General features: G+C 65.4%; 25 protein-coding genes. 11 read left to right on the plus strand and 14 right to left on the minus strand.

Annotated elements, in window-relative coordinates; genetic code table 11:
• The first annotated feature begins 24 nt into the window (after positions 1 to 24).
• Entirely contained in the window at positions 25 to 648 is a 624-nt protein-coding gene (locus tag IB230_RS11240; RefSeq protein ID WP_192272244.1) for a response regulator transcription factor, read from the plus strand.
• Here IB230_RS11240 and IB230_RS11245 read toward each other — a convergent pair.
• The 7 genes from IB230_RS11245 to IB230_RS11275 all read right to left on the minus strand — a co-directional run bounded on the left by IB230_RS11245 (position 645) and on the right by IB230_RS11275 (position 7,462).
• Positions 645 to 800 (minus strand): DUF1427 family protein, encoded by a 156-nt coding sequence (locus IB230_RS11245; RefSeq protein ID WP_192272246.1) that lies wholly within the window; start codon positions 798 to 800, stop codon positions 645 to 647. The genes IB230_RS11240 and IB230_RS11245 overlap by 4 nt on opposite strands.
• Positions 797 to 1,027, minus strand: a complete 231-nt coding sequence (locus IB230_RS11250) for a XapX domain-containing protein (RefSeq protein WP_192272248.1) — start codon at positions 1,025 to 1,027, stop codon at positions 797 to 799. The genes IB230_RS11245 and IB230_RS11250 overlap by 4 nt, the downstream gene beginning before the upstream one ends.
• The gene (locus IB230_RS11255; protein WP_192273904.1) at positions 1,024 to 2,661 is read right to left on the minus strand and encodes an MFS transporter; all 1,638 of its coding nucleotides are present in this window, start codon (positions 2,659 to 2,661) and stop codon (positions 1,024 to 1,026) included. The genes IB230_RS11250 and IB230_RS11255 overlap by 4 nt, the downstream gene beginning before the upstream one ends.
• The gene (locus tag IB230_RS11260) at positions 2,658 to 4,514 is read right to left on the minus strand and encodes an amidohydrolase (RefSeq protein ID WP_192273903.1); all 1,857 of its coding nucleotides are present in this window, start codon (positions 4,512 to 4,514) and stop codon (positions 2,658 to 2,660) included. Before IB230_RS11260 ends, IB230_RS11255 begins: the two co-directional genes overlap by 4 nt.
• 88 nt (positions 4,515 to 4,602) lie before the next feature.
• Positions 4,603 to 5,061 carry a DoxX family protein gene (locus IB230_RS11265; RefSeq protein WP_192272250.1) on the minus strand — a complete coding sequence of 153 codons (459 nt, stop codon included), beginning with the start codon at positions 5,059 to 5,061 and terminating at the stop codon, positions 4,603 to 4,605.
• A gap of 12 nt (positions 5,062 to 5,073) precedes the next feature.
• Positions 5,074 to 5,727: a hydrolase gene (locus IB230_RS11270; RefSeq protein WP_192272252.1), complete on the minus strand. Its 654-nt coding sequence runs from the start codon at positions 5,725 to 5,727 to the stop codon at positions 5,074 to 5,076.
• 106 nt (positions 5,728 to 5,833) lie between these two features.
• Positions 5,834 to 7,462, minus strand: coding sequence for an alpha/beta hydrolase (locus tag IB230_RS11275; protein ID WP_192272254.1), 1,629 nt, complete (start codon positions 7,460 to 7,462; stop codon positions 5,834 to 5,836).
• Positions 7,463 to 7,668: 206 nt separating this feature from the next.
• Between IB230_RS11275 and IB230_RS11280 the strand changes: the two genes are divergently transcribed.
• Positions 7,669 to 8,148: a carboxymuconolactone decarboxylase family protein gene (locus IB230_RS11280; protein WP_192272256.1), complete on the plus strand. Its 480-nt coding sequence runs from the start codon at positions 7,669 to 7,671 to the stop codon at positions 8,146 to 8,148.
• Positions 8,149 to 8,232: 84 nt separating this feature from the next.
• Here IB230_RS11280 and IB230_RS11285 read toward each other — a convergent pair whose 3' ends face one another.
• Entirely contained in the window at positions 8,233 to 9,210 is a 978-nt protein-coding gene (locus IB230_RS11285; RefSeq protein WP_192272257.1) for an SDR family NAD(P)-dependent oxidoreductase, read from the minus strand.
• Positions 9,211 to 9,299: 89 nt separating this feature from the next.
• On the opposite strand from IB230_RS11285, the gene IB230_RS11290 reads away from it, so the two are divergent.
• Positions 9,300 to 10,205 carry an AraC family transcriptional regulator gene (locus IB230_RS11290; RefSeq protein WP_192272259.1) on the plus strand — a complete coding sequence of 302 codons (906 nt, stop codon included), beginning with the start codon at positions 9,300 to 9,302 and terminating at the stop codon, positions 10,203 to 10,205.
• Positions 10,206 to 10,220: 15 nt separating this feature from the next.
• Here IB230_RS11290 and IB230_RS11295 read toward each other — a convergent pair whose 3' ends face one another.
• Complete coding sequence (locus IB230_RS11295; protein ID WP_192272261.1) at positions 10,221 to 11,057, minus strand: SDR family oxidoreductase; 837 nt, start codon at positions 11,055 to 11,057, stop codon at positions 10,221 to 10,223.
• Between the two features lie 98 nt (positions 11,058 to 11,155).
• On the opposite strand from IB230_RS11295, the gene IB230_RS11300 reads away from it, so the two are divergent.
• Together IB230_RS11300 and IB230_RS11305 are read left to right on the plus strand one after the other, a co-directional pair.
• Positions 11,156 to 12,061: a LysR family transcriptional regulator gene (locus IB230_RS11300; RefSeq protein ID WP_192272263.1), complete on the plus strand. Its 906-nt coding sequence runs from the start codon at positions 11,156 to 11,158 to the stop codon at positions 12,059 to 12,061.
• A 52-nt stretch (positions 12,062 to 12,113) separates the two neighbouring features.
• Positions 12,114 to 12,818, plus strand: coding sequence for a response regulator transcription factor (locus IB230_RS11305; RefSeq protein WP_192272265.1), 705 nt, complete (start codon positions 12,114 to 12,116; stop codon positions 12,816 to 12,818).
• Here the strand turns inward: IB230_RS11305 and IB230_RS19940 are convergent.
• Positions 12,808 to 14,220 carry an ATP-binding protein gene (locus IB230_RS19940; protein WP_192272267.1) on the minus strand — a complete coding sequence of 471 codons (1,413 nt, stop codon included), beginning with the start codon at positions 14,218 to 14,220 and terminating at the stop codon, positions 12,808 to 12,810. The two genes, IB230_RS11305 and IB230_RS19940, sit on opposite strands and share 11 nt — an antisense overlap.
• 226 nt (positions 14,221 to 14,446) lie before the next feature.
• Between IB230_RS19940 and IB230_RS11315 the strand changes: the two genes are divergently transcribed.
• The 6 genes from IB230_RS11315 (at position 14,447) to IB230_RS11340 (ending at position 22,146) form a co-directional block, all read left to right on the plus strand.
• A complete protein-coding gene (locus IB230_RS11315) occupies positions 14,447 to 16,744 on the plus strand; it encodes a hypothetical protein (protein ID WP_192272269.1) in 2,298 nt (765 codons plus the stop codon).
• Between the two features lie 58 nt (positions 16,745 to 16,802).
• Positions 16,803 to 18,707 (plus strand): S8 family serine peptidase, encoded by a 1,905-nt coding sequence (locus IB230_RS11320; protein WP_192272271.1) that lies wholly within the window; start codon positions 16,803 to 16,805, stop codon positions 18,705 to 18,707.
• Between the two features lie 41 nt (positions 18,708 to 18,748).
• Positions 18,749 to 19,129 (plus strand): helix-turn-helix transcriptional regulator, encoded by a 381-nt coding sequence (locus IB230_RS11325; RefSeq protein ID WP_192272273.1) that lies wholly within the window; start codon positions 18,749 to 18,751, stop codon positions 19,127 to 19,129.
• A gap of 311 nt (positions 19,130 to 19,440) precedes the next feature.
• The gene (locus tag IB230_RS11330) at positions 19,441 to 20,277 is read left to right on the plus strand and encodes an alpha/beta hydrolase (RefSeq protein WP_192273905.1); all 837 of its coding nucleotides are present in this window, start codon (positions 19,441 to 19,443) and stop codon (positions 20,275 to 20,277) included.
• Positions 20,278 to 20,337: 60 nt separating this feature from the next.
• Positions 20,338 to 21,330, plus strand: coding sequence for an alpha/beta hydrolase (locus IB230_RS11335; protein ID WP_192272276.1), 993 nt, complete (start codon positions 20,338 to 20,340; stop codon positions 21,328 to 21,330).
• 375 nt (positions 21,331 to 21,705) lie between these two features.
• Positions 21,706 to 22,146, plus strand: a complete 441-nt coding sequence (locus IB230_RS11340) for a hypothetical protein (RefSeq protein ID WP_192272277.1) — start codon at positions 21,706 to 21,708, stop codon at positions 22,144 to 22,146.
• 121 nt (positions 22,147 to 22,267) lie between these two features.
• Here IB230_RS11340 and IB230_RS11345 read toward each other — a convergent pair whose 3' ends face one another.
• The 4 genes from IB230_RS11345 to IB230_RS11360 all read right to left on the minus strand — a co-directional run bounded on the left by IB230_RS11345 (position 22,268) and on the right by IB230_RS11360 (position 26,041).
• On the minus strand, positions 22,268 to 23,656 hold the full coding sequence (locus tag IB230_RS11345; RefSeq protein ID WP_192272287.1) for an amidohydrolase family protein: 1,389 nt from the start codon (positions 23,654 to 23,656) through the stop codon (positions 22,268 to 22,270).
• A gap of 118 nt (positions 23,657 to 23,774) precedes the next feature.
• A complete protein-coding gene (locus tag IB230_RS11350; protein WP_192272289.1) occupies positions 23,775 to 24,071 on the minus strand; it encodes a DUF6506 family protein in 297 nt (98 codons plus the stop codon).
• 84 nt (positions 24,072 to 24,155) lie between these two features.
• A complete protein-coding gene (locus IB230_RS11355) occupies positions 24,156 to 25,142 on the minus strand; it encodes an alpha/beta hydrolase (protein ID WP_192272291.1) in 987 nt (328 codons plus the stop codon).
• On the minus strand, positions 25,139 to 26,041 hold the full coding sequence (locus IB230_RS11360; RefSeq protein ID WP_192272292.1) for an AraC family transcriptional regulator: 903 nt from the start codon (positions 26,039 to 26,041) through the stop codon (positions 25,139 to 25,141). Before IB230_RS11360 ends, IB230_RS11355 begins: the two co-directional genes overlap by 4 nt.
• Positions 26,042 to 26,258 lie beyond the last annotated feature (217 nt).

Here is a 26,258-nt window from a genome sequence, read left to right on the forward strand (position 1 = left end):
GTGCAGGGAGGCAAGGAAAACGCCATGGACGACCCGATCCGGGTATTGGTGATCGTCGACGACGCAATACTTCGCGAGGAGGTCCTGACAGTACTGTCTCAGCAACAGGACCTGTCCACGGTTGTGGACACATCCGCAGTGACGAACGCCAGCGCCTCTCTCGTCACACGCCAGGCGCACGTGGCGATCGTCGAATTGAATCGGCTCTGCATGAATGACCATGCGCTGGCGCAAGCGCTGCATCACCAGCTCCCCGGCACCCGCATCATCGCGCTGGCTCCCGATGTCGACGGCCCTGAGCCACCCGTGTCTTCCGCGGCCGGTGTTTCGGGATGCGTGCTCGAAGGCCGCTTGGGCCATGATCTTGTCGCCGCCATCCGTTCCGCCAGACCGCTCGCCTCCGTAGCCTCACGCGTCAGCGCGGAAGAGAAGACGTCATCGGCCGTCGACGCCAGGCTGACACGCAGGGAGGCCGAGATCCTGCAACTTGTGGCATCGGGCAATTCCAACAAGGCGATCGCCAACCAGCTCGAGCTGAGCGAGATGACGGTCAAGGCGCACATGCGGAACATCCTTGCCAAGCTGTCGGCAAGCGACAGGACTCACGCCGTGACCATCGCGATAAAGCTCGGCTTCATCGCCATCTAGAACAGCCGGTCTGCGGCAAGGAATCCCGCCGTCATCGCCACCACCAGCAACGCACCCTGCAGACGCGGCGGTGCCGGCACCGGGATATCCAACCAGCGGCAGGCGACGCCGATGCAGAGCGCCAGTACGATGCCGACCAGGGCGGTGATCATGGCGCGTCGCTCCGTGGCGTCCGTCCGGTGGGACCGCCGCAGTCGCGCCGGTGCTGCGCTTCGCGGCGGACGAGCACACGGTCCGCCAGCATGTAACCGCTGGTCATCGCGACGACCAGCAGTGCGCCGACCAGCACAGGCGGTGCCGGCACGGGCACGCCGAAAGCGCGGCAGCCGAAACCGATGCCGAAGCCGAGCAGGAGCCCGGCGACGAATTTCACGTTCATGCCAAAGCCCCGTGGGAGGGGATGGAGAGTGGAGCCACGCCTGGCGCGCCACCGATGAAGTGGCGCACGAGCGGCCGCTGCGCAGGGTCGTCGAGCGTTTCCAGCAGGGCGTCCTGGATCGCGCGTTCGTCCTCGGTCACGCGTTCGTGCTGGCGCAGGTGTTCGCGCCACGAACTGTCGACGAAATACTCCAGGTACAGTCCGGGCTGGGTGCTGTCCTCGGCGACGCCCCATTGCAGCGCACCGTTGCGGCGACGCGCGTGTCCGAGCGGCTGCAGGCGGCGCAGGAACTCCTCACGCTGCGTCGGCGCGACCCGGTACTCGATCGTCACCAGCACCGGACCGCGGTCATCGTGGATGTCCTCGGCGATCACCGGCTGCGGCCAGTGGCCAGAAGGCGTGACGTTGACGTGCGCGGCCGCCCCCAGCCTGAAGCGGACGCTGGCCACGGCGGCCACCGCCGTGCCCAGCGCGGAGGCCATCAGCGCCTGCGGCGACCCGATGGCTTGCGCCAGCCAGCCCCAACCGAGGCTGCCGATCGCCATACCGGCGGAAAACACCACGATGTACAACGAGAGCGCGCGGGCGCGCACCCAGGCGGGCACCGCCGTCTGCGCGGCGATCTGCAGCGACGACAGCACGGTGATCCAGGCAAAGCCGGCCAGCAGCGCCACGGCATACAGCAGCGGGATCCAGCGCAGCCAGGCGATGGCCAGGATGCACAACGCATAGGCCAGCGTCGCCACCATGACCATGCGGTCGGGATCCATACGTGCGCGCAGCCCGGGCAGCAGCATCGCGCCGCCGATGGCACCGGCACCGATGCATCCGAGCAACAGCCCGTAGGTGCCGGCGCTCGCGGCCAGGTCCTGTTTCACGACGATGGGCAGCAGCGCCGTCAGCGCGCTGGCGAACGTGAAGAAGCAGGCGGCCTTCACCAGCACCGCCTGCAGCACGCTGGCCTGGGTGGCATAGCGCAGCCCGGCGCGCAGGGCGACGCCGAACGTCTCGGGCGGCAGCACCGACACCGTCGGCGTGCGCCGCCAGCGCCACAGCACGATCGCCACGGCAAGGAAGGTCAGTGCGTTGACCGCGAATGCCCAGGCGATGCCGGCCTGCGCCACGATCAGGCCGCCCAGCGCGGGACCGGTCGCGCGCGCGATGTTCATGCTCAGCGAGCCCAGCGCCACGGCCGGTCCAAGCATGGGTTTGGGCACCAGCTCCGGCGTGGTGGCCTGCTGCGCCGGCATCGCCATCGCCGCGCCGATGCCGAGCGCGAACGTCAGGGCGATGAGGGTCCATGGGCCCAGTGCGTCGAGGTGCGCGAGCACCGCCAGCGTGCTGGCCACCAGCAGCATCCACAGCTGCGCGACGATCAGGTAGCGGCGACGGTCGACGATGTCCGCCAGCGTGCCGGCGACGATGGCCAGCACCACCACCGGCAGGGTGGTCGCCGACTGCACGGCGGCGACCATCAACGGCGAGTTCGTCGTTTCGGCCATGATCCAGGCGGCCGCGACATCGTGTACCCAGGTGCCGATGTTGCCGACCAGGATCGCGAGCCAGAGCGCGCGGAACGTCGGTTGTCCCAACGGGGACCAGGGGCCGTGCGGAGCGGGCGTGGACATCGTCAGAACGCGAAGCAGGCGCAGCCGAGCGTGCCCCAGAACGCCTGCAGGTCGCGCGTCGGCACGGCGTGATGGGCCGCGTGGTGGTGGCCGGCAGGGTCGTGCGCGTGCACGCGGCATGCCGGGCCGTGCGCATGGGCCAGTGCCGCACTGGCCTGCGCCAGCGTGCCGCCCTGGTAGCCGCCGAAGCGGTTGACCGGCGACCAGTCGGGCATCGGCGCCGGCAGCGTCGGTGCGTGCGGTGCAAACGGCCCGGTTCCGTGCACGATGCGGCCGCCCACCACCGTCAGCACGCTGGTGATGTCGGGGATGTCGTCTTCGGCCACGGCGAAGTAGTCGGCCGACAGCAGTGCGCAGTCGGCGAACTGACCGGGCGCCAGTCGGCCCTTGCGCGCCTGCTCGGTGGAAAACCACGCGCTGCCGTGCGTCCACAGTTGCAGGGCTTCTTCGCGTTCCAGCCGGTTGTCGTCGCCGTACATCTGCAGGCCGCCGAGCGTGCGTCCGCTGACCAGCCAGTACAGGGCCACCCACGGGTTGTAGCTGGCGACGCGGGTGGCGTCGGTGCCGGCGCCGACCGGTACGCCGGCCTGCAGCATCCGCCGCACCGGCGGCGTATGTCGCAGCGCATCCTTGCCGTAGCGCGCAGCGAAGAACTCGCCCTGGTAGGCCATGCGATGCTGGATGGCGATGCCCCCGCCCAGCGCACGCACGCGGTCGATGTTGCGCGGCGAGATGGTTTCCGCGTGATCGACGATCCAGTGCAGGCCGTCGAACGGCACCTCGCGGTTCACCTGCTCGTAGACGTCGAGCACGCGGGTGATGCTCTCATCGTAAGTGACGTGGATGCGGAACGGCCAGCGCTGTTCGGCGAGGAAGCGCACCACGTTCGCCAGTTCGCCCTCGAGCGTCGCCGGCAGGTCGGGGCGCGGCTCGCGGAAGTCCTCGAAGTCCGCCGCCGAAAACACCAGCATCTCGCCGGCGCCGTTGTGGCGCAGCAGATCGTCGCCCTGGCCGGGCTTCAGCATCGTCGACCAGCGCTGGAAATCGGCCAGCTCCTCGCCCTTCTTCTGGGTGAAGAGGTTGTAGGCGATGCGCACCGTCAGCTGTCCGTCGGCGTGCAGCTGCTCGATGATCCGGTAGTCCTCCGGATAGTTCTGGAAGCCGCCGCCGGCGTCGATCACCGAGGTGATGCCCAGCCGGTTGAGCTCGCGCATGAAATGCCGCGTGGAGTTGAGCTGGTAGTCCGCCGGCAGGCGTGGCCCCATCGCCAGCGTCGCATAGAGGATCAACGCGTTGGGCTTCGCCAGCAGCAGGCCGGTGGGATTGCCTGCCTTGTCGCGCTGGATCTCACCGCCGGGCGGGTTCGGTGTTTCCTTGGTGTAGCCCACCGCGCGCAATGCGGCGCGGTTGAGCAGGGCGCGGTCGTACAGGTGCAGGATGAAAACCGGCGTGTCGGGTGCGGCGGCGTTCAACTCCTCCAGCGTCGGCAAGCGCTTTTCGGCGAACTGCGATTCGCTGAAACCCCCGACCACGCGCACCCATTGCGGCGCCGGGGTGACGGCGACCTGCGCCTTCAGCATCGCCATGGCATCGGCCAGCGAGCGCAAACCGTCCCAGCGCAGCTCCAGGTTGTAGTTTAGGCCGCCGCGGATCAGGTGCGTGTGGCTGTCGTTGAGACCGGGCACCAGCCGACGGCCGCCGGCATCGATCACACGGGTGGTATCGCGGGAGTGCGCCATCACCTGCGCCTCGTCGCCCACCGCCAACACGCGACCGTCGGCGAATGCGATGGCGCTGGCGGAAGGCAGCGACGCATCCAGCGTGGTGATGCGCGCGTTGCGCAGGATCAGGTCGGCCATGCGGGGATCTCCGGGTCGGGCGCTGCCAGGCAGCGCCGCGAGCGTGGCGGCGGCCGCCACGCCCTTCAGCAGGTGGCGGCGCGTATCGTCAACGGCCATGCGTGCTCCCCGCGCGCGACGCACGCAGGACATCCAGGGACAGGGCGCCAGGACCGGTCAGCGCAACCGCGAGGTTGGCCAGCAACCACAGCAACGGATACTCGATACCGCCGTGCATCCAGAACCAGCCATGCGGCAGGTTCAAGGCGACGGTGACGCCGAGGAACGCCGCCGAGCCCAGTGCGGCGACGCGCGTGCATGCACCGATGACCACCATCAGGCCGACGGCGGTCTGCAGCGTGGCGAGCAGCAACGGCAGCGGTGCCGCGGAGGGCAGGCCGAAGTGCGCGAGTTCGGCGGCGAACCCTGCGATGCCAGGTCCGCCGAACCATCCCAACAACTTCCCCAGCCCATGCGGCAGCAGGAAACCACCCGCCGCCAGCCGCAAGGTCAACAGTCCGGCGGCTGCGGTGTGCGGGCGCTCAAAGGACACGGGGCCGGCGACCATCGCGGTCTCCCGTCAATGGCCTTCAGACGCGCCGAACATGCTGTAGGCGTACTGGATGCCCAGGCCGTAACCACCCGCATGAATCCTCGCAATCCCCGTCGTGAGCTCGTACGTCTCTGCCCTCGCCCAGTCCCGCTGGAGTTCCAGCAGGTACTGCACGCTGGTCATGGGAATCGCTCCGGCCTGCACCATCCTGTCCATCGCGCGATCATGGGCTTCGTTGGTCACGTCACCACAGGCATCGGCAATTACATACACCTCGAAGCCCTGGTCGATGGCGGACAGCACGGGGCCCACGATACACACGCTGGTCCAGAGTCCGGCCATCACAACCCTGCCCTTGCCGATCGCGTTGACCGCATCGATCACCTGCGCGTCTTCCCATGCGTTCATCGTCGTCCTGTCGAGCACGGGGCTGTCGGGGTACGCAGCCACCACTTCCGGAAACAGCGGGCCCGAGAAGGACTTCGATGCGACGGTGGTTACGATCGAACTGACTCCGAATCCTGCAGCGCCCTTGGCGACCAGTGCGACGTTGTTCCGCAACGTAACGTGGTCGATCGACTGCGTGGCGAAGGCCATCTGCGACTGGTGGTCTATCAGGAGCAGCGTATGGTCGGATGGCGTAAGCAGCGTCTTGGCGGCGGCAGCGGTTGCACTGGGCATGGAGGCACCTTCTCGCAGGGGGAGTTGGGAACCCTATCCAGCGCCCGGTACGCCGGTATTGGATGGCCTTGCTTTTCCGTCCCGACAAGCTCGCGTAATACGGGACTCACAGCGCATGAAGCAGTCGGATCACTTCGGCGATGGCCTCGTCATTGAGATGAAGGTCGTGCCCTCCGTGCACGATATGCGTCGATGCGGCGCCTGGTAGCACCGCACTCGACAACGGAACGATCCCGTCCCCCTCAGGCACGGCTCCGCGCTTGCGCGCAGCGATGGTGTGGTACGAAACACCAGGCGCAGGCAGTAACGACTCGGCGGCCAGCCTGATGGGTTGCGAATGCCGTAGCGTCACGATGCTGTTCAGATCGCCATTGAGATACGAGGTCCTGAGCCCCTCCCTCACCGCGGCAGGATTGGCCCGGGTCACCCGCCGCAGGGCATGTACTTCCTCCGCCCGGCGACCGACCAGGCGGTGGAAAACCCGTCCCAGTGTGGCATCCGCCAACGGACTGCCCCGATGTGGTGCCGCCATGAAGATGGCGTGGGATACCCCGTCGTAAGGCATGAAACGGAAAAGCTCCAGCAGCACTTCGATATCGGCTGGGTCGGCATCGAGCGATGCCGGCGGCCGGGAGAAGGCCGCATCCCACAATGCGTCGCCGCTGTCCGCGCACAGCAGACGAGCCACTACACCTCCCAGGCTGTGCCCGACCAGCACGGCATGCCTCCTTGCCGGGTCGTCCCCTCCCGGATCGAGGACGCCCCATGCGTGATCGAGATGCTGCTGCAGGCGCCGCCTGAGGACGAGCAGCGGCGCATCCGTGCTGTAGACCATGTGCCAGACCTGGTATCTGTCTCTCAGCTCGGCATCGTTCCAGACCGCGCTCGACAGCTTCGCCCACGTCAACGGGTTGCTTCCCAACCCATGGATCATGATCAGCGGCCTCTTGCCGGGATCGTAGTCTTCAAGCAGGTAGAGACCTGCCCTTCTTCCGACTTCCCTGCCCCCCAACAGGCCGTATACGCCAAGCCTTCGCAAGGGGCTGCTCCGCGTACCCCACGCATAGAACGCCGCGTGATCCGATGCCAGCGGATAGGAAGCGTCGCCACGGTTGAGAGGCCCGTGCCGATCCGCGTCTGCAATGATCAGTCTGGGGCGCGCACCTTCATGTCCTGCTTCTATCCATGCCGTGGCGGGCCTGAAGACCCCTTCCGGAGGAAACAGGTCGCAGTGCGGCGCATCGGTGCAGCGCTGTGCCCACAGCGCCACCGGCACACCGAATCCTTCCTGCGGCCGGGGATTGCCCTGGTAGGGAGGAATGGCCACGTCGCTGGCGACATGGAACCGGAACGAGGGTGCGAGGTAAGGCGACAGACCGCGCATCTCGAGCTCGAAATCCTGCCCGGCGAATCGCACATGCGGAGCTCCGTAAGCAATCGGGGCTTCTCCGTCAACGCTGGACAGATAGCGTCGTGTGCATCGGTTCGCCTGGCTGACCAGCGCATCGCGATACTCCTGCCTGACCGTGGGCAGCAGGCGGCTGGCCAGCGCCGCACACCGCAGCCAGTCTTTCCTCAGCTGGACGTCCGTCCGCTCACCTTGGCGCCGTAGACCGGCGTGTCCTTCCAGCGCCGCAGATCCGCCCCCGCTTGTGGCCCGGAGGCACCCTGCGAGCGGCACCGTGATCACGACGATGACGCACAGGCGCCATAGGAGTCTGGAGCAGGAGTCCATGGAGTAGATCGTCTTCTGGCGAGGACAACGCGACAGCCATCCTCCAGCACGCGAACATCATTGCGCTTGGATGGTTGTGCGCCTGTGCGGCAGGCGCCAACCGCACACTTTTTCTATACCCGGAACACCGCCAGGCCGACGCTTCGCATCTGCCCTGGCGGTTTCCACGCCCCGGGAGTCCTTGCCACCTACCATTGGGAGATGTCATGAGCCAGAGAATCGATTACTTCAAAGTGGCGCATGACGCCTCCAGGAAACTCATGGAGTTCAACGCCACGGTGCACAAGAAAGCCGTCGTCAATGAGCTGGCCCACCTGATCACCCTGCGGGCATCCCAGCTCAACGGATGCGCATTCTGCGTCGACATGCATTCGAAGGAAGCCAAGCTGCACGGCGAACGGGAACTGCGCCTGTACCACCTGCCCGTCTGGCGGGAATCCCCCCTGTTCTCCGAGCGCGAACGCGTGGCGCTGGAGTGGACCGAGGCACTGACGCAACTCACGCCTGCCGGAATCTCCGATGATCTCTATGCTCGGGCCTTGCAGCACCTCACGGAAGAAGAGATTGCCGACATCTCCATGCTGGTCGTCGCCATCAATGGCTGGAACCGCCTGGGTATCGCCTTCAGAGCGGTTCCGGGTTCGGCGGACAAGGCATTCGGGCTGGACAAGGCCAATCTGAGTTGATGCGCTGGAAGGCGCCACGTGCTCGACGCCCCATCCGCACACGTGCCCGCTCGCTCGTGGCCTGACACGTGCACGCAAACGCGGTCAGGCATCAGGAAGGTCGATGCCCTCCAGCCTGGCGCTCAGCTGCCACAGCCTTTCCGCCCGGGAGGTGTCGACCGCATAGGCGCGCACGCCGCGCAACCGCTCGGGTTCGACAGGCGCGATGTCGCAGTCTTCGCAATAGACGCCTCCCTGCCCCTCAAGCGCAGGTGCGGTGGCGCACCACACGGTGGTCGCCGCACCTTGCGCCACGTTCTTCAAGTCGCGCGCCGGATCGATCACAGGCGATCCATCGGGATGGATCGCCCCATAGGCTTCGATGTCCTCCCGGCTGAAATGCTTGGCCAGATTGCCGAGGATGGCACCCGGATGGACGGCATATGCGTGCACTCCAAGATCACGGCCCCGCTTGTCCAATGCCACCGCAAACAAGCTGTTCGCGGTCTTGGACTGTCCATAGGCTTGCATCGCGTCATAGGGCCGCTCGCGGTAATCGACATCGTCGAAATCGATGTCTCCCAACATGTGTCCCCGCGAGGAAAGCACCACGACCCTCGCACCTCCGGCCGCCGCAAGGGCCGGCCAGAGCCTGCATACAAGCCTGAAGTGTCCCAGATGATTGGTGGAGAACTGCCCCTCATGCCCGTCGGCATCACGGAACAAAGGGGGCGCCATGATGCCGGCACTCAACACCAGGCGCTGCAGCGGCGAGCGCCGAGCGAGGAACGTCTTCGCAAAGGCGTCGATCGACGCCCTGTCCAACAGATCCATTGGCATCACCTCGGCCGAGGGCACGGCGGCCAGTGCTGCCGCCGCTGCCTGTTCGTCCCGGGCCGGCACGATCACATGTGCGCCCCGGGATGCGAGGACTCGAGCGGCTTCACGCCCCAGCCCGGACGCGCCGCCGGTGATGATGGCGGTGGTTCCCGACAGGTCGATGCCTGCGGCGACTTCATCCGCGGTGGTGGCCGGACCGAACCCTGTTCCCAGCGGTTGCTGGAGATTGTTGTCGATGGACATGCGTGGCACCTGATTGGAGTGGCACAGGATGTCGCGGGTGACGACGGCACTCCATACTGGATCGTCCCCATTCCTGTCGCGAACGTCCCATGAGTGCGCCCGATGATCCGCTGTCGCAGGTCCTGTTCCTGTCGGAGGCACGTGCGGCGGTCTCCACGGGCCTGGAAGCGCATGGACACTGGGCGATAAGCGTTCCGCCGACGCACCTGCTGAAGTGCAATGCAGTGAGGCGAGGCGAATGCTGGCTGGACGCGGGTGGAACACAGGTGCTGTTGAGAGCAGGAGATTGTTTCCTGGTCGCGCCCGACCAGGCGTTCGTGCTGGCGACGGATCTGTCATTGCCGCCCGTACCTGCCGAGCACGTGTTCGCCGCCTGTGGATCAATGCCGTTCGCCAGGCTGGATGCAGGTGCGGGCGGCGAATTCCGGTGTATCGGCGGGAGAATGGAACTCCCGGATGCGGCCGAGGTGCTGACGACTGCGTTGCCACCGGTGGCGATCCTGCGTGCGGGTAACCAGGCGACGAGTCGCGTGGGCTGGTTGCTCGATCGCTTCGAAGAAGAGTCCAGGCAGACGGCGCCAGGCAGTGCCGCCGTTGCGGCGGCACTGATGCAGCTGGTCTTCATCGAGCTTCTTCGCGGCCTCCCCGACATCCAGGCGAGCGGTTGGCTGGCCGCGCTCGCAGATCCCCGGCTGGGCCTTGCCCTGCAGGCCATCCACCGCCATCCCGGCAAGCCCTGGCGACTCTCGGATCTGGCGGAGGCCGCCCACATGTCGCGATCCCGCTTTGCACGCCGGTTCCACGACATGGTCGGCCGTCCCCCGATGGACTACCTGCTGCACTGGCGCATGGCACTGGCCAGGCGCCAGCTCGCGCGTCCCGGCGTCACCGTGGCAGAGGTCGCGGAGACGCTGGGATACAGCTCGGAAAGCGCATTCGGAAGCGCGTACCGACGGGTGACTGGAAACACTCCGCGCGGTCAGCGGACCTCCTGATCCGGATAGCCATACTCAACGCGGGAGGCGTGGCAGGAACTTCCCACGCATCATCTGCATGTAGTCGGCCTCCGATGTCGATCGCCTGGCATCGACCAGCGGCTTGATGTCCTCCGTCGCCACGTAGCGCAACTGCGTCGTGCCATCCGTCACCGCGTCGAAGATGACCTTCGCAACGTCCGCGGAGCTGGCCAGCCGGTTGGCGCGCAGGCCCGCAAAGACCTCTTCGGCCCCGGCGATGAACGCCGCATAGTCATCGGGCGCGGCGGGCGCCGCTGCGGCCTCCTGTGCCAGGCGCTTGGAAAACTGCGTGTCCAGCACGCCACCCGGTTCCACGATCTTGACGATGATGCCTTGCGACAGGAGTTCGTACGACAGCGATTCCGAGAATCCCTCGAGGGCGAATTTGCTGGCGTTGTAGGCGGAGATCATCGGCAGGCCGAAAACACCCGCACCGGAACTGACGTTGACGATGACGCCTTGCTGGCGATGGCGGAAGTGCGGAAGGATGGCCCGCGTGACGTCCATGACGCCAAACACATTGACGTCGAACTGTTCTTGGATCTTTTTGCGGGGGAGCGACTCGAACACCCCCCACAAACTGAATCCCGCGTTGTTGACGAGCGCATCGATATGGCCGAACCGGTCGATGGCGGTGTTCAATGCCGCCTGAATGCTCTCCGGGTCCTGCACATCGAGATGTGTCACGAGCACGTTCGGTTGTCCGTCCAGTTCCGGGACAGCCGCGGTGTTCCGCATTGTGGCAACGACGTTGTAGCCCTTGGCAGCAAACAGCCGGGCGCTCTCCAGGCCAAAGCCCGAGGACGCACCGGTGATGAGGACGGTCGACATGGAAACTCCTGCGTGTGGAAGAGGCAGGAAATCTAGGTGCGTCTCCTCAGGACGACAAGGCGCCGTGCGCCGCATGCACCCATGAAAGAAACAGGACAATGGCAAGACCCGACATAGCGAATCTCAACACCGCACTCTGGGTGGCACGCCATCGCAACTTCAGGCGCGCCGCCGCCGAACTTGGCATGTCGCCGTCGGCTGTCAGCCATGCGATATCGGATCTGGAAGACCGCCTCGGTGTAAGGCTGTTCAATCGCACGACCCGCAGCGTGTCGCTGACACCTGCGGGCGAGGAGTTCATCCACAGGGTGGAACCCGCACTGCAACAGCTTGCGCTGGCGCTTGAGGCGATGAACCAGCACCGGGAGACGCCTTCGGGCAGGATTCGATTGAACACCTCCGTGGGCGGCGCCCACTTGCTGCTTGCTCCGATCCTGTTGCCCTTTCTCGCCCTCTATCCGGAGGTACAGGTGGAGCTTGCCCTGGACGATGGCCTGATCGACATCGTCGACCACGAGTTCGACATCGGAGCGCGATTGATCGAAAGCGTTCCCAAGGACATGGTCGCGGTCCTGTGCAGTCCACCGCTTCGACTGGTCGCGGTGGCGTCACCCGCCTATGTCGCCGCGCATGGAGCCCCCCACGTGCCGGAGGACCTGCTTGGACATGCGTGTTTCAGGCTTCGATTCCCCAACGGCGGCATCTACAAGTGGGAGTTCTCGAAGGACGGTGTCACCAAGGAGATCGATGTCCGGGGACAGCTGACACTCAGCGGCCATCATGATCTCGCCCTGCAAGGTGCCATCGCAGGACACGGCGTGGCGCTCGTCGCGGAACACGTTGCACGACCCCATCTGGAGCGAGCGGCGCTGGTGACGCTGCTCGACGACTGGACGCCGCCGTTCCCGGGCCTGGCCCTCTTCTACCCGCCGGGACGACCCATCACCGCGGCCCTGCGTGCCTTCATCGATCACGCCAAGTCACCCGACCACTGGCCGCAGTAATGCCGATGCCAACGCCGCGTTCCCCACTCCCATCCCATCGCACCACAGGAACATGATGACGCAGAGCCCTTTGCCCACCGTACTGCTGGTCGAAGACGACGCCGTCCTGCGCGACCGCGTACTGATACCGAGACTGTCGGAATACGGCTTTTCCGTCACCGGCGTCGAGACCGTGCGCGAGCTCTATCGGCAGGCGGCGATGATGCTCCCCCCGATCGTGGTACTCGATGTCGGTCTCCCGGATGGGGATGGATTCTCCGCTGCGCGGTGGCTACGGTCCGCGTTCCCGACCACGGGGATCGTCATGCTCACCGGACGGGGGGATGTGCCGGACCATGTTCGGGGATTGAACGAGGGGGCCGACGCGTACCTCGCCAAGCCCGTGGCGCCAGAGCTTCTCGCCGCGACGCTGCACAGTCTGGCTCGCCGGCTCCAGCTCACGGCCACCGGCAAGGTGGGGGCGCCTGTTGCACGCTGGCACCTCGATGCCGAAGGCTGGTGTCTGGTGTCGCCCGACCAGCGCCGTCTGGCGTTGACGCGAAGCGAGCGGAAGGTCCTGGTCCGGCTGATGGCCGGTGCGGGCACTGTCGTGACGCGCGACCAGTTGATCGAGTCGATGACCGACAACATCCACGACTTCGATCCACACAGGCTGGACTCGCTGATCCACCGGCTGCGCCGCAAGGTGCAGGAGGCCTGCGGCCTCTCGCTCCCGTTGACGTCCGTCCACGGGGAAGGCTACATGATCACGCCGTGACAACCCCATCGGGGATGCTTGCCCCACCCGGCCCCGGGTCCGCCGGCACACGTGGCAGACGGATGATCACGCAGGTGCCACGGCCTGACTCGCTCTCAAGCATGATCGTTCCATCGGCCGCCGTCACGAAGGCATGAGTCGTAGCCAAGCCCAGCCCGGTTCCGCTGCCGGGCGGCTTGGTACTGAAGAAGGGTTCGAACGCCTGGGCGCGCACCGCCTCACTCATCCCCTCGCCGGTATCGGACAGCCTCACCACGGCATGCGTGTGTCCGTCCTGCAACTGGATCCGGAACGTTCCGCCATGTGGCATCGCGTCCCTGGCGTTGGCCGCAATGTTGAGCAGCGCCAGCTCGAACTGCGGCTGGTCGATGGTCACCCAGTACGGCTGCTCGCCCGCATCGAATCGCAGCAGGACCGCCGGCGGAAACATCTGCTTGATCAGGGGCTGCACCCCCCGCAGGACCTGCCCAAGCTCCACGATCCTGGGCCTCGAGGGATCGGTGCGACTGAACTGCAGAAGTTTCCGCGCAATCTCGATGCCACGCTCCGCACTCTTCTCCACACAGTACAGCGCATCCGCCAACGCGGCTGCGTCATTCGCGAGGCTCCCTGACGGCTCGTCCAGTCGATGACGCTCTCGCGCCAGACCGGAGATGATCCCGAGCACGTTGTTGAAGTCATGGGCGATGCCATTGGCCATTCGCCCCGCCATCTCCATCTTCTGCGCATGCACCAACTGGATCTGGACGCGCTCACGCTCCGCAATCTCGCGCTCCAGACGCTGCAGGCGCTCATCGGACTCCGTCAGGCTGGCTCGCAGCGCCGTGATGCAGCGGTCAAGCACGATGGTCACGACAAAGTAGGCGAACGCCGCCGAAGGGAGGAAATGGAAAGGATCGCTACGGCCAGCCGCCTCGTCGACGAACGAGCCCAGAACGAAGATCGTCATCAGCGTCAAGAAGACCCACCACAGCGCCCGCCTTCCGATCACCAGCCCGCTGACGATGAGCACCAGCATCTGCGAGGTCTGGTCGACCATGTGCTTCTCGAAGCCCAACGACAGGTAGCCGACCAACAGGCCGACCAGCAGGCTGCCGCAGAACGTCGTGACCGCGACGCGAAGCAGGCCGCGACGGATCGCGAAGATGCCCGCGAAGGCACACAGCGCTACCGCCATGTCCGCCACCATCACGTGCTGCCAGCCAGTCGACACGTCTATCGATGCAACATGTCGTGCCCAGTTGATCGGCAATGTCGTTCCGACCACGAAAAACAGGATCTGCATGATCGGCGCGTTTCGCCGATCGATGGGATCGACAACGGGAACATTCCGTAGCCATTTGTAGAGCGCGCCTGACATCCCCGCACGATAGCGCACCGTCGAACGATGTTGATGCACCACATCGAATCCATGCCCTGTCGCGGTGAGAAGTCTGTGAGAAGTAGGTGAGACCAAGTGTGTGACAAGTCATCGACGTGCCACTTAGTGTCGCTCCCGATTCGTCGGACGATCACGGGAACGCGAACAGCGCGGCTCGTCAGGCTGCCAGGGAAACGGCATCCACGCTGGTGCAGCGCGAACCATCGCTTGACTGCTCCAGATCCACGCAACTCACTTGAGCTGATTCATGGACAAGACGCTTCCCGTCCGCCGGATTTCCGGCGGGCTTTCGCCCACACGTACGTCATCCCCCGCCCGTGCCACGCGCCTGCCCTTGCGGCATGTGCTGATGGTCTCCATTGGCCTCGCCCTCGCGTCACCGTTCGCGAATCCTGCACGCGCGACAGACATCCGGTCTCTGGCACCGTCTGTCACGTCCTCGCTTGGGGATGCAGACGTTCTGACCGCGGACTCGACCGAGGACGATATCGCCTCGACATCGACGCTGGTCGAGGCGACCGATGCGACATCCGCAGAGCACTATTTGCACGCTAACGGTGCCGGCGACGGAAGCGACGCCGCGATGGCCGTAGGCGACAACGCACTCGCGGTGGGTGTGGGAGCCTACGCAGAAGGCGCCAGTGCGTCGGCCGTCGGTCATGGTGCCATGGCGCTGGGCGACGACAGCACCGCGGTGGGCGCGTTCGGGCTGGCCGCCGGGCAAGGATCATCCTCCTTCGGCTTCGGCAGTGTCGCCCTGGGCGACTACAGCACCGCGATGGGCTATGGCGCCAACGCGGCGGGCTATGCGGCCATGGCGTTCGGCCATCAGAGCAGCGCTGCAGGTGACGGCGCCGTCGCCATCGGCGGTCAGGCGCTGCTGACATTGAATCCGGGCGAGAGCGAGACGGCGTGGTTCACCACGCGCGCTGATGGTCAGCTCTCCACCGCGCTGGGCCCGGGCGCTGCGTCCTACGGGGCTGTCTCGATAGCATTGGGATCCGGCGCCGAGGCATTGGGCGACATGAGTGTCGCGCTGGGCTTCCGCGCCCAGGCTGACTTTTCTTCGATCGCCGTGGGTACATTCGCGTCCGCACGCGCTGACAGCTCGGTCGCGATCGGCAGTTTCAGCGCCGCGCAAGGGCACTTTTCCGTAGCGATGGGCGAAGCCGCTACGTCTCGTGGACAGAATTCCGTCGCGCTGGGGTCCGCCTCGCTCGCCCAGTCCGACCAGAGTACGGCAGTCGGGTACTTCGCCCGTGCGTGGGCGTACCAGTCACTCGCGATGGGCAATGCAGCACTGGCCGATGGCATTTCCTCCAATGCGATCGGATTCCAGGCACACACCTGGGGAGACGGCAGCATCGCCTTCGGATCCCGTGCACAGACCGGCGGCGACCGCCCGCCGGGCGAGTTGCCTCCACCGACGTGCGAAACCGGGGAAGAGGATGGCTGTGAGGTCGGCCCCTTCAACACCAGTGCCGTGGAGAAGCCGGCGTTTGCCATCGCGATCGGTGAGGATGCCCACGCCTTCGGCACGGGCAGCATTGCGCTGGGCCATCGATCCCTGACGTTGAGCGAGAACAGTGTCGCGCTGGGCGCGGGATCACTGGCGGACAGGGACAACACGATCTCTGTCGGCGCCGCCGTCGACTGGTACCGCAAGGACGGGACGCTTGTCGCCGCCTTCCAGCGTCAGATCACCAATGTCGCGGCGGGCACGGAAGACCACGATGCCGTGAACGTGGCCCAGATGAAGATGTTCGCCGAAGCATTGGGCGGCGGAGCGTCGGTTCAGTTCGGCATGCTCAACGCGCCGACCTATCGCATCCAGGGCTCGGACTACTACGACGTGGGTGCTGCGTTTGCTGCCGTCGATAGCCGGCTGGACCAGCTGCAGGGCGCCATTGATGGCATCCCCTCGGGTCCTCCCGGCCCTCCGGGCCCGCCAGGTCCTCCAGGCCCACCCAGTGAGCCAGAGCCGCCGACCGGCGATCCGCCGCCCACCTCAGGTTCCGGCAACGTCGCGTATGACGGAGAAGACCGGTCCAGTCTGACGTTGGGTGGTGCCAACGGCACGCAGATCCGCAACGTTGCCAACGGTGTTGCGCCCACCGATGCGGTCAACAAGGGGCAGATGGACGCCGGTGACGCCGCCACGCTCGACTCTGCCAACCGCTATACCGACACGGTGGCCACTCGCACGCTCAGCTCGGCCAACGCTTATACCGATCGCCGTGTCGAAGCGTTGAGCGACGACTTCATGGCATTCACGCGCGACATCGAGAAGCGCCTCGTCAACCAGGACAAGCGCATGGACCGGCTCGGCGCGATGAGCTCGGCCATGATGAGCATGTCGATCAACGCGGCGGGCAGTCGCAGCCCACGCGGCAGGATCGCGGTGGGCGCGGGTTGGCAGAACGGTGAGAGTGCGCTCTCCGTCGGCTATGCCAAATCAGTCGGAGAACGCGCTTCTTTCAGCATCGGTGGCGCGTTCACGAACGACGACAGCTCCCTCGGTGCCGGCTTCGGCATCGACCTCTAGGACAGCCTCTCCTGGGCGCCCTCAAGGCGCCCCAGCGTATCCCTGATCGGAAACCAACATGCGCAGCCATACCCGCTACTTCATCGCCCTACTTCTCGCCAGCCTCGCCTGCGATCTTTCCGCCGCGGCACCTGTCGGGGTAAGCAAGGCCAGCAAGCGTCCCAACACGTCGCTGCCATCATCACCGACGGCCCCGTCCTATCGACCGGACGCGGTATCAACGGGCCAGCCAGGCATCACCCGTTTCATCGTCAAGTATCGAGCGGAAAGCACCGCCTTCCGGCAGCGTGGCGCAGCGATCTCCGGGATGGCCAAGGCCGCCACACAAGCGGGCCTTCGTGCACGGGTTGGAGCGCCGGGTGGCGCTGCCTTGTCTTTCCAGCACATCCGGCGGATGGGAAGCGGCGCCGATATCCTGCAGCCGTCGAGAAAGCTCGATCGCACCGAGGCTGACGCCTTGCTCGATCAGCTCCGCGCCGATCCGGACGTCGTTTATGTGCAGCCCGACGTCATGAAGTACGCAACCGCTCCCGTACCGAACGACCCCCGCTTTGCGGATCTCCAGTGGGACTTCACCCATCCCTCCGCGGGCGTGGGCGCGCTGGAGGCGTGGAACGTGTCGACCGGTCGCGGCACGGTCGTCGCCGTCCTCGACACCGGCTACGTGAACCATCGGGACCTGGACGCGAACATCGTGCCCGGCTACGACTTCATCAGCTGGTACGGTCAGGAAATCGATGGCGTCCGCTATCCGGACATCGCGGGCGATGGCAATGGACGCGACGCGGATGCACGCGACACCGGCGACTGGCTCGACGGTACGGAAGACTTCTGCGGAAGTGCGACCTCCCCCAGTTCGTGGCATGGCACCCATGTGGCGGGAACGATCGCAGCGGTCGCCAACAATGCGATCGGCATCGCCGGTCTGGCTCATGGCGCGAAGATCCAGCCGATCCGTGTACTGGGCCACTGTGGCGGCCTGACGTCCGACATCGCGGACGGCATCATCTGGGCCTCGGGTGGACGTATCGAGGGCGTTGCCGACAACCCGACGCCTGCGGAGGTCATCAACCTGAGCCTTGGCAGCTACGGCGCCTGCACGGCGGATCCCGCTACCCAGGACGCGATCAACGGCGCCATCTCACGCGGTGTCACCGTCGTGGTCGCTGCCGGCAACAACAACATGAACGCCGCAAGCTTCAGTCCGGCAAGTTGCGCAGGCGTCATCACGGTGGGCGCCACCGGCGTGGATGGCGCCAAGGCCTACTACTCGAACTACGGCAGCGTGGTCACGGTGGCGGCACCCGGCGGAAACGCGGTGTACAGCAGCGACGGTGATGACGCATGGATCTGGTCCCCGGTCAATGCCAGCACCACCTCCCCCACGCCCAGTCCGGCAGGCGATGTCATCGGTGGAAAGATCGGCACGTCCATGGCCGCGCCGCACGTCGCCGCCATCGCCGCGCTGATGCAGAGCGCATCGGTTTCTGCGGGGCACGGGGCGTTGCGTCCGGAACTCATCCGCTCGGCCATCAGGGCATCCGTCAAACCCTTCACTCGCCAGCCGTCGGCCTCCGCGGCCATCGGAACAGGCATCGTGGATGCAGCAGCCGCGGTGAAAGCGGCGTCACTGGGCATCAGTGAGACCAGCCTGGCGATCCCGTTGACGAACAGGGTCGCGCTCAATGGTCAGGCGTTGGGCGCGGGAGAGTCCGCTTCGTACCGAATCGAGGTGCCGTCCGGCACCCGCAGCGTCACCCTGCGCAGCTACGGCGGGACGGGCGACGTGACGCTGCTGGCAGGTCGCAATGCGGTTCCCACCACAACGCAGAACATCGGCCGCTCGGCGCGTGCCGGGAACACCGAAGCACTGGTGATCACCAACCCTACGCCAGGAACCTACTACCTGAAACTGCTGGGTGTCGCGGCCTCGCATGAAGTCAGCGTCATCGCGACCTTCTGAATGAATCGCGCGGCGCAGCGTCTGCGCCGCGCATCCTTTCCATGACGATCCCCATAGCAAAGCCCGTTGATTCGCTGGCGCACAGGATGCGGCTGGCACGCCTGGGCGCAGGCCTCTCTCAGGCCCACCTCGCCCGCATCATCGGCGTGCATCGAAGTGCCGTGGCCCAATGGGAGCGGGAACCGGGCGGTACGTACCCCAATGTCGACCATCTGGTCCGGGTAGCGACCCTCACACGTGTCGCGTTCGAGTGGCTCGCCACGGGTCGTGGCGATCGGGATGCGACATCCATCGCCAGCAACAGGACACAGACTGGCGCTGATCTGAATGTCCTGGAGCTGCGGGTGGTGAATGCCCTGAGAAGAGTCAGCATCAAGCGGCAGGAAACACTGTGCAAGCTCCTCGAGGAGCTCACACGCTAGCGACGCTCACGCACCGAAGCGCGCGGATCGGGCGCACAGGATGCCGCCCTCGCACGTGGCGAACCGTCCATGGCGGTTCGCCCGCAAACAATTGCTATCCGTGCCTCCGGCACCGGAGAGATAGTCACCCTGTCACCACGAACAGGGCGTACGCAATGAGCGAACTTGACCATTCCGCACCCAGCAATCCCGGCCGCCGGGACGTGCTGGCGCTTGGCGTGGGCGCTGCCACCCTGATGCTGGCCAGTGCACTGCCGTTCCCTTCCGTCGCCGCGTCCGGCGACCTTTCCCCCATGACCGGAGACGCCACCATGTCGCATGTAACCACGAAAGACGGTGTAGACATTTTCTACAAGGACTGGGGTCCCCGCTCGGGCCAGCCGATCGTGTTCCATCACGGGTGGCCGCTGAGCAGCGATGACTGGGACGCGCAGATCCTCTTCTTTGTCGGCAAGGGCTATCGCGTCATCGCGCATGACCGGCGTGGTCATGGCCGTTCGTCGCAGGTCAATGAAGGCCATGACATGGACCACTACGCCGACGACGTTCTTGCAGTCGTGGAACACCTCGATCTGCGCAATGCGGTCCACATCGGGCATTCGACCGGCGGCGGTGAAGCCTTGCACTACGTCGCGCGGCACGGCCAGAAACAGGGACGCGTCGCAAAGCTCGTCCTGATCGGCGCGGTTCCTCCCATCATGCTGAAGACGGCCGCCTATCCCGGCGGCCTGCCGATGGAAGTCTTCGACGGCTTCCGCAGTGCGCTGGCAGCCAACCGCGCGCAGTTCTATCTGGACCTGCCCACCGGACCGTTCTATGGCTTCAATCGTCCTGGTGCGAAGTCCATCCCGGGGGTGATCCAGAACTGGTGGCGCCAGGGAATGGCGGGAGGTGCGAAGGCGCATTACGACGGCATCAAGGCGTTCTCGGAAACGGACTTCACCGAGGACCTCAAGTCCGTGACGGTGCCGGCGCTGGTCATGCACGGCGACGATGATCAGGTCGTACCCATCGCGAACTCGGCGCCGCTGTCTGCGAAGCTGCTCAGGAACGGCACGCTGAAGGTGTATCCGGGCTATCCGCATGGCATGTGCACGACGCACGCAGACGTGATCAATGCGGATCTTCTTGCGTTCATCAAGCGCTGACAGGCGACGGAGACGGCGGTGGACACACACGGCGAAGCGGATGCCATCCGGAGAGCGTTCATGAAGCTCGCAGCGTTCGGCCTGCCCCTGCTGGCCGCGCATAACCGGGCCACCGCGACCAGCGCGCTCGGCGACAGGAACACCGCGACCCCGACGTGGGGTCCGCTCCGCCGGGTGCATGCCGGCCAACTCCACGTCGGCTACCACGAGCTCGGCCCTCCCCATGGAGAGCCCGTCCTTCTGCTGCATGGGTTTCCGTACGACATCCACAGCTATGTCGACGTCGCGCCCGCTCTGGCTGCCGAGGGGTGCCGCGTACTCGTCCCCCACCTTCGCGGCCACGGGCCAACGACGTTCCTGAATGCTCGCGAACCCCGCTCGGGCCAACAGGGCGCCATCGGTCAGGACGTGATTGATCTGCTCGATGCCCTGCACATCGAGCAGGCGCTGGTCGCCGGTTATGACTGGGGCGGACGTGCCGCCTGCGTGGCCGCCGCGCTCTGGCCCGAGCGCTGCACTGGCCTGGTCTCGGTGAACGGCTATCTGATCCAGGACATAGCGCAGGCCGCAACGCCTTTGCCTGCCAGGGTCGAGCACGGCCTGTGGTACCAGCATTACTTCCAGACGGAAAGAGGCCGCGCCGGCCTGGCCGCGCACCGCCGAGAGATCGCGGAAATCCTGTGGAAGAACAACTCGCCAGGCTGGCAGTTCGACAACGAGACGTTCCAGCGATCCGCCGCCGCCTTCGACAACCCGGACTACGTCGACGTCGTCATCCACTCCTACCGGCACCGGATGGGACTCGCCGAGGGCTACGCCCGCTATGACGCGATCGAGAAAGCGTTGGCGATGAAACCTGTCATCCGGGTGCCTGCGATCACGCTGGACGGCGCGGAGGACGGCGTGGTTGCCGCCACCGATGGAAGCGCGAGCCGGGTGCTGTTCGGACAGCGCGAGCACCGCATCGTCGAAGGCGCGGGTCACAACCTTCCGCAGGAAACGCCGGCCGCTTTCATCACAGCGGTGATGGATCTCATTCGGCGTGACTGGTGAGGGCACAAGCTCCCGCTTTAACAGACCGCACAGCTATTGAATCTTCAATGCGCTAGTCCTGACTGGGATGCCATGCGGTTGGCGGACCCGCTTCGCACGAAGCGTGGAATCTGGTTGAAGCCTGCAACCCGGTTCAACTATTCCAGGCACGCGCCGATACCGTGATCTATCGACCGTACCCGATACGCCATGCGAATCTCACCCAACCCTCTGGTGGCTGCGGGCAGCACCGGAAGCAAGGCAGAACCACGGCCGCACAGTGGGCTGAATTCGCACAACAAGATCCGTCAAGACGCTGAGCCTGGGCATGGAGCGCAAGCCCACTCCATGTCAGCAGGGCTATCAAGGCTCTCCCGCTCGGTCAGTGCTCCAGGCATGAGCGCAGACCAGCTCGACGCCATGCTGAAGACGTCCTTGAAAATGAAGTCGATACGCAACGATTCGAGCATCCCGGAGGAGGCCAAGAGAAAGCTGCTTAAGCCTTTGGAGCTGGCCAACCAGAATGCCGTCCTGATAGCTGACGCCAAGGCAGAGCAAGAGGAGAAATCACAGATTGTCGAGGCCGCCGAAAGGCGTGCCGATGCAATCCAGACGTCCGGGCAGGAGATTGCAGAGTCCATGGGCGTGGAAAATGCGACGCCTGCTGCGCCCGAAGGCCCCCATGCCTCGGAACGTGCGGAGGAGACGCAGACCGGCTCGGAGGACATTGCGCCAGAAAAGGCTTCCGTCCCCGCGCCCACAACCGTTGGTACATCCCCCAACTACTCAGCCTCTCCCCCATCCAACGTCGGCCAGCTTGTCGACGTGCAAGCATAGGTGGCTGCGCTGCTTACCGCAGTGGATTGGCCGCACGCATTGACCATCTGGAGATGGACATCTCTTCGCTTTCCGCGCGGACCCTAGCACCACGGTCTGGTGGCGCCACCGATATCCAACCCTATCGTGGTACGGAACCCGCGTACTCATCCATCAGCGCTCTACTCATGGCGCGGAGTTCTTCGGCCGGGTACCAGCGCCCGGACACCATGACCCCTTGCGGCTCGCGAAGGCGCGACAGATCCTCCAGCGGGTTGCCGGCGCTCAGAACCAGATCGGCCCTACTCCCCACTTCCACTGTGCCGAACGGCTCGATGTCCGGGACGTGTTGCCTGAAGAATGCACCGGGTTGGGTCGTGGCGGTCGACAGCGACTGGTAGCGCGTCAGTCCCGCGTCATGCAACGCACGCAGGTTGTCGTGCACGGCGAACCCGGGTACCAATCCGGGTATCGAGGGCGCGTCGGTTCCCATCACGAGCGGCACGCCTGAGTCATTGAGCGTCTTGATGAAATCAGCAAGGAACCGTCGGTTGTCCTCGATGCCGGGGCCGGTGCGTTTGGCATAGCCAGAGTTCTCCCATGCGACGCGCTGCTCCGGCGTAAGCATGTGGGCCTCGGGCGCATCCAGATAGGAGGCAAGGACATCGGGTCTACCCCATTGCGCGGCGATGGTGGCGTAGGTACTGAGGTCGGCGGTGACGTAAGTGCCCTGCTGCCGGAGCCATGCCGCGGTGCGCTTTATCTTTGCATCCGATGGCAACGCGTCCGGGCCGGTTTCGTCGAAGACCGTGTAGAGGAACTCTTCAGCGTGCGCAATGAGCGATTGACCGGCTTCGATCTGTCGCTCCAGCCCCACGGACGTGACGCCATGCCCGACTACCGGCAAGCCCTGCCCGCGCGCCTCCCGGACTAGCGCGGCAAAGGCTTCCGCACTCAGATCGTTGTACACCTTGATGAAGCGGTAGCCGTTGGTCTTCGCGATTCCAACCGCCGCACGTGCCTGCTCCGGCGTCTCCACGAACAGATGCGCATAGCGCGGCGAACCATCGACGATGAAGGCGGCATCGACCTGTGGTCCCGGGATCTCGCCGCGATTGGCACGCGGTCGCACGCGCGCGACAAAGCCTGGGCGCGCATCGCCCATATTGACAATGCGCGTAACGCCGTTGGCGAGATAGTTGGTCAGATCTCCGCGCGTATCTGAATGCACGTGAAGGTCGGTCAGCCCCGGTGACAGATACGCTTTACCCAGCCCATCAATGATCCGCGCCCCCGTCGGGACTGACACCGAGCGGCCGATGGCCTCGATGCGTCCGTTCCGCACGAGGACCGTCGTGTTGCCCAGGATCCGCTCGCGGTCCATCGGTACGACGTTCACGCGAACGAACGCGACGGTTCCGCTGGCGGATGGCAAATCGCCTTGAGGTTCGCTATGCGCGATAGGCCACAGCATGGCCAGACAGAGCACGATAAGTCTTCTTGGCATGGTCGCAAGGTGTCGCTTGTCCATGCTGTTTGGGTGTGCCACTGTGTGGAGCCGTTTCCTACTTGCCTGCATCGGACATTTCCCTAGGCCTGACCCGCTCCGCAGAGCAGCGTCGGCCATGTCAGACCGCGGTCCAAAGTGGTTAGGAAAAAATCTTTGCCATAGCGGGAATGGAGTGCCCTCCCGCATATCCGACAGTGCCGATCGGAATCTTGCCGTTGGTCGCCTCGATCACCCGGCCAGCCCAGAAAGGCTCGAAACCTCCGCATAGCTCAATGAACTGTGCACCCTCTGCAACAAGATCGACGGCAACCTGCACGACGGCCGCTTGCTCTGGAACGGCCACCACCATGCTTCGCATCCCGCCACGTTCAATCACCATCCGATCTGTTTTGGGGTCGGTCTCTGGCGCTTCGAAGATAAATGCCCAGGTAATCATACGATTCCGTTTGTCATGAGGCAGCCTGGCTCGGCTGCTGGCTGGCAGTCGTACTCGTCCATCCCCAGGAGAGAACGGCTTGCACTACTCACGGATCCCGGCCTGCGGAAGTTCCGCCGTCATCGTCACGATCTTGTCCATCAGGACGGCCGGCAGATCGTGGCCCATGCCGTCCATGACGACAAAGCGCGCGCCGGGGACTACCTTGGCGACATCTTGGCCAAGCTGGCGGGGAAGCAGGGGATCATGCGCCCCATGCAGGACCAGCGTGGGGGAGCGGATCGCGGACAAGCGCCCACGCAGGTCGCCGAGAGCCAGCAGCGCGGCACCCTGCCGCTGCGGGGCATCGGCGTCGCGATCCCTGCTGAGCGATCGTTCCAGTTCGCGGCGCGCACGTGGCTCATCCCACGGCGCGTCCGGCGCTGCGAACGCACGCGCATAGGCCATTCGCCGTTCGAGCATCGCCTCCTGCGATTCCCCTGGCGCCGGTTGCGGCAGACCCACGAACAGATCGGGCTTTGCAGGGATCGCCACGCCGGGAGTTCCGCTGTTGGCAGCGATCAGGGTCAACGTCGCGACGAGTTCGGGTCGCTCGAGTGCGACCAGCGCGCCGATCGTGGCGCCTCCGGAGAAGCCGACGATGGCCACCCGGTCCATCTGCAGGCAATCGAGCAAGGCGATGACGTCCGCTGCCATCTGCCCTGCGGTGTAGGGCAACGGTGGCTCGCGCCCCTCTGCCATCGCGGCGAAGAGCTTTGCGAAATCCGGCGCTCCCGCGTCTGCGAAATGCGTCGACTCGCCCGCGTCGCGCAAGTCAGGCATGAGCACGCGATGACCACGGTCGACGAAGCCGTCCACCAGTTCACGCGGCCAGTCGATGCGCTGCATGCCGATGCCGGGAAGCAACAGCACGGGAGTGCCCTCGCCCGAGCCCTCGATCGCATAAGACATGTCGATGTCGTTGACCTTGGCTACACCGGTTGTCGCAGCGGCGGAGACTTGGCATGCCTCTGCATGCACATCTGCGACCAGCAGGCCGCCCGCCAACAGAATGATCTTCAGGAATGTCATACCGCCCTCCTCTGGGGTACTTGAATGGATGGAGCAAGACCCGCGCCAGTCGGGCCTGGCACACTGTGCCGAGCGTGAGTCGGGGCGGCACCGGTGCGCGCCAGCGTCGGAGTCGTTCCATAGCAGCGGCGGAACGCCCGACTGAAGGAACTCTGGCACTCGAACCCGGTAGCTTCCGCGATGTCCGCGAACGGCATGGATGTATGGCGGACGAGTTCCAGGGCGTGCTCGAGCCTACGGTGGATGCTGAATTCAGACAGCGTCATGCCGAACACCATCCGGAACGACCTGGCGAGATGCCAGACCGAGTAGTTGGCGAGCCGCGACATCATCGCCATGTCCAGCGACCGGTCCGGATGGGCGAGGATGATGTGGCGCAGCTTGAGCAGGCGCAGCAGCATCCTGCGCCGGTTCTGCTGTGTTCTTCCGGTGCAGCGTTGCATCAGCAGCCGGAGTGCATCTTGGTCCCCGGTGATGCGGTCGATGAGGTCACCTACCCCGGTTTCCGGCATGGCGGGGCCTCCACGCGACGCGCGCGCAAGATGGATAAGGTGGCGCGCCACGTGCCGGGATGCCACGGCTTCGTCCGGAAACAGCGTCGACAGCTTGCGGCCGCATGCACCTGCATCCACCCACGCCTCCGGGGTGCCGCACAGCGTCAGCCAACTCGCGTCCTTGAATGAACGCAGTTGCAGGGGACTGTCCCACACCAGCACGCGCCCCCGCGGAATGCTCCACTCCACCGCTTGCGACGATGCATGCAGCCAGCCATCGAGCGCCAGCGTGACCGAGACCCATCCGTTGGGTACCTCCAGGATCGCGCCATTGGCACACCCGCGCACCATCTGCAGGCCGGGAGGATCCTCTTGGCTGACGCGGTGGGCCGCATTGAACTTCAACCGTGCGAAGCGCGGTGGGACGAAGCTGCCCCGGCCTACCCCGTGCCGCACTGAGCGAGGGTGAGCGGGGAAGAGGTGGAGACCTGTCGGCTGGAGATCCATCATTCGTCCTGACAGAGGATTCACTGGATCGTGGCCAGTCTTGGAAACCGCCACAAGGACCCTGGGGACGAACTGTCAGCACTCCGGGATGAACGACCGGACCGCAGTGCCGAAG

It is taken from the genome of Pseudoxanthomonas sp. PXM01 (genome assembly GCF_014851815.1).
Classification (GTDB): Bacteria; Pseudomonadota; Gammaproteobacteria; order Xanthomonadales; family Xanthomonadaceae; genus Pseudoxanthomonas_A.

What these genes read in the sequence shown, in the direction of transcription:
- IB230_RS11240 (WP_192272244.1), top strand. Translation starts at nt 25, where the DNA reads ATGGACGACCCGATCCGGGTATTGGTGATCGTCGACGACGCAATACTT.
- IB230_RS11245 (WP_192272246.1), bottom strand. Translation starts at nt 800, where the DNA reads ATGATCACCGCCCTGGTCGGCATCGTACTGGCGCTCTGCATCGGCGTC.
- IB230_RS11250 (WP_192272248.1), bottom strand. Translation starts at nt 1,027, where the DNA reads ATGAACGTGAAATTCGTCGCCGGGCTCCTGCTCGGCTTCGGCATCGGT.
- IB230_RS11260 (WP_192273903.1), bottom strand. Translation starts at nt 4,514, where the DNA reads ATGGCCGACCTGATCCTGCGCAACGCGCGCATCACCACGCTGGATGCG.
- IB230_RS11265 (WP_192272250.1), bottom strand. Translation starts at nt 5,061, where the DNA reads ATGGTCGCCGGCCCCGTGTCCTTTGAGCGCCCGCACACCGCAGCCGCC.
- IB230_RS11270 (WP_192272252.1), bottom strand. Translation starts at nt 5,727, where the DNA reads ATGCCCAGTGCAACCGCTGCCGCCGCCAAGACGCTGCTTACGCCATCC.
- IB230_RS11275 (WP_192272254.1), bottom strand. Translation starts at nt 7,462, where the DNA reads ATGGACTCCTGCTCCAGACTCCTATGGCGCCTGTGCGTCATCGTCGTG.
- IB230_RS11280 (WP_192272256.1), top strand. Translation starts at nt 7,669, where the DNA reads ATGAGCCAGAGAATCGATTACTTCAAAGTGGCGCATGACGCCTCCAGG.
- IB230_RS11285 (WP_192272257.1), bottom strand. Translation starts at nt 9,210, where the DNA reads ATGTCCATCGACAACAATCTCCAGCAACCGCTGGGAACAGGGTTCGGT.
- IB230_RS11290 (WP_192272259.1), top strand. Translation starts at nt 9,300, where the DNA reads ATGAGTGCGCCCGATGATCCGCTGTCGCAGGTCCTGTTCCTGTCGGAG.
- IB230_RS11295 (WP_192272261.1), bottom strand. Translation starts at nt 11,057, where the DNA reads ATGTCGACCGTCCTCATCACCGGTGCGTCCTCGGGCTTTGGCCTGGAG.
- IB230_RS11300 (WP_192272263.1), top strand. Translation starts at nt 11,156, where the DNA reads ATGGCAAGACCCGACATAGCGAATCTCAACACCGCACTCTGGGTGGCA.
- IB230_RS11305 (WP_192272265.1), top strand. Translation starts at nt 12,114, where the DNA reads ATGATGACGCAGAGCCCTTTGCCCACCGTACTGCTGGTCGAAGACGAC.
- IB230_RS11315 (WP_192272269.1), top strand. Translation starts at nt 14,447, where the DNA reads ATGGACAAGACGCTTCCCGTCCGCCGGATTTCCGGCGGGCTTTCGCCC.
- IB230_RS11320 (WP_192272271.1), top strand. Translation starts at nt 16,803, where the DNA reads ATGCGCAGCCATACCCGCTACTTCATCGCCCTACTTCTCGCCAGCCTC.
- IB230_RS11325 (WP_192272273.1), top strand. Translation starts at nt 18,749, where the DNA reads ATGACGATCCCCATAGCAAAGCCCGTTGATTCGCTGGCGCACAGGATG.
- IB230_RS11330 (WP_192273905.1), top strand. Translation starts at nt 19,441, where the DNA reads ATGTCGCATGTAACCACGAAAGACGGTGTAGACATTTTCTACAAGGAC.
- IB230_RS11335 (WP_192272276.1), top strand. Translation starts at nt 20,338, where the DNA reads ATGAAGCTCGCAGCGTTCGGCCTGCCCCTGCTGGCCGCGCATAACCGG.
- IB230_RS11340 (WP_192272277.1), top strand. Translation starts at nt 21,706, where the DNA reads ATGAGCGCAGACCAGCTCGACGCCATGCTGAAGACGTCCTTGAAAATG.
- IB230_RS11345 (WP_192272287.1), bottom strand. Translation starts at nt 23,656, where the DNA reads ATGGACAAGCGACACCTTGCGACCATGCCAAGAAGACTTATCGTGCTC.
- IB230_RS11350 (WP_192272289.1), bottom strand. Translation starts at nt 24,071, where the DNA reads ATGATTACCTGGGCATTTATCTTCGAAGCGCCAGAGACCGACCCCAAA.
- IB230_RS11355 (WP_192272291.1), bottom strand. Translation starts at nt 25,142, where the DNA reads ATGACATTCCTGAAGATCATTCTGTTGGCGGGCGGCCTGCTGGTCGCA.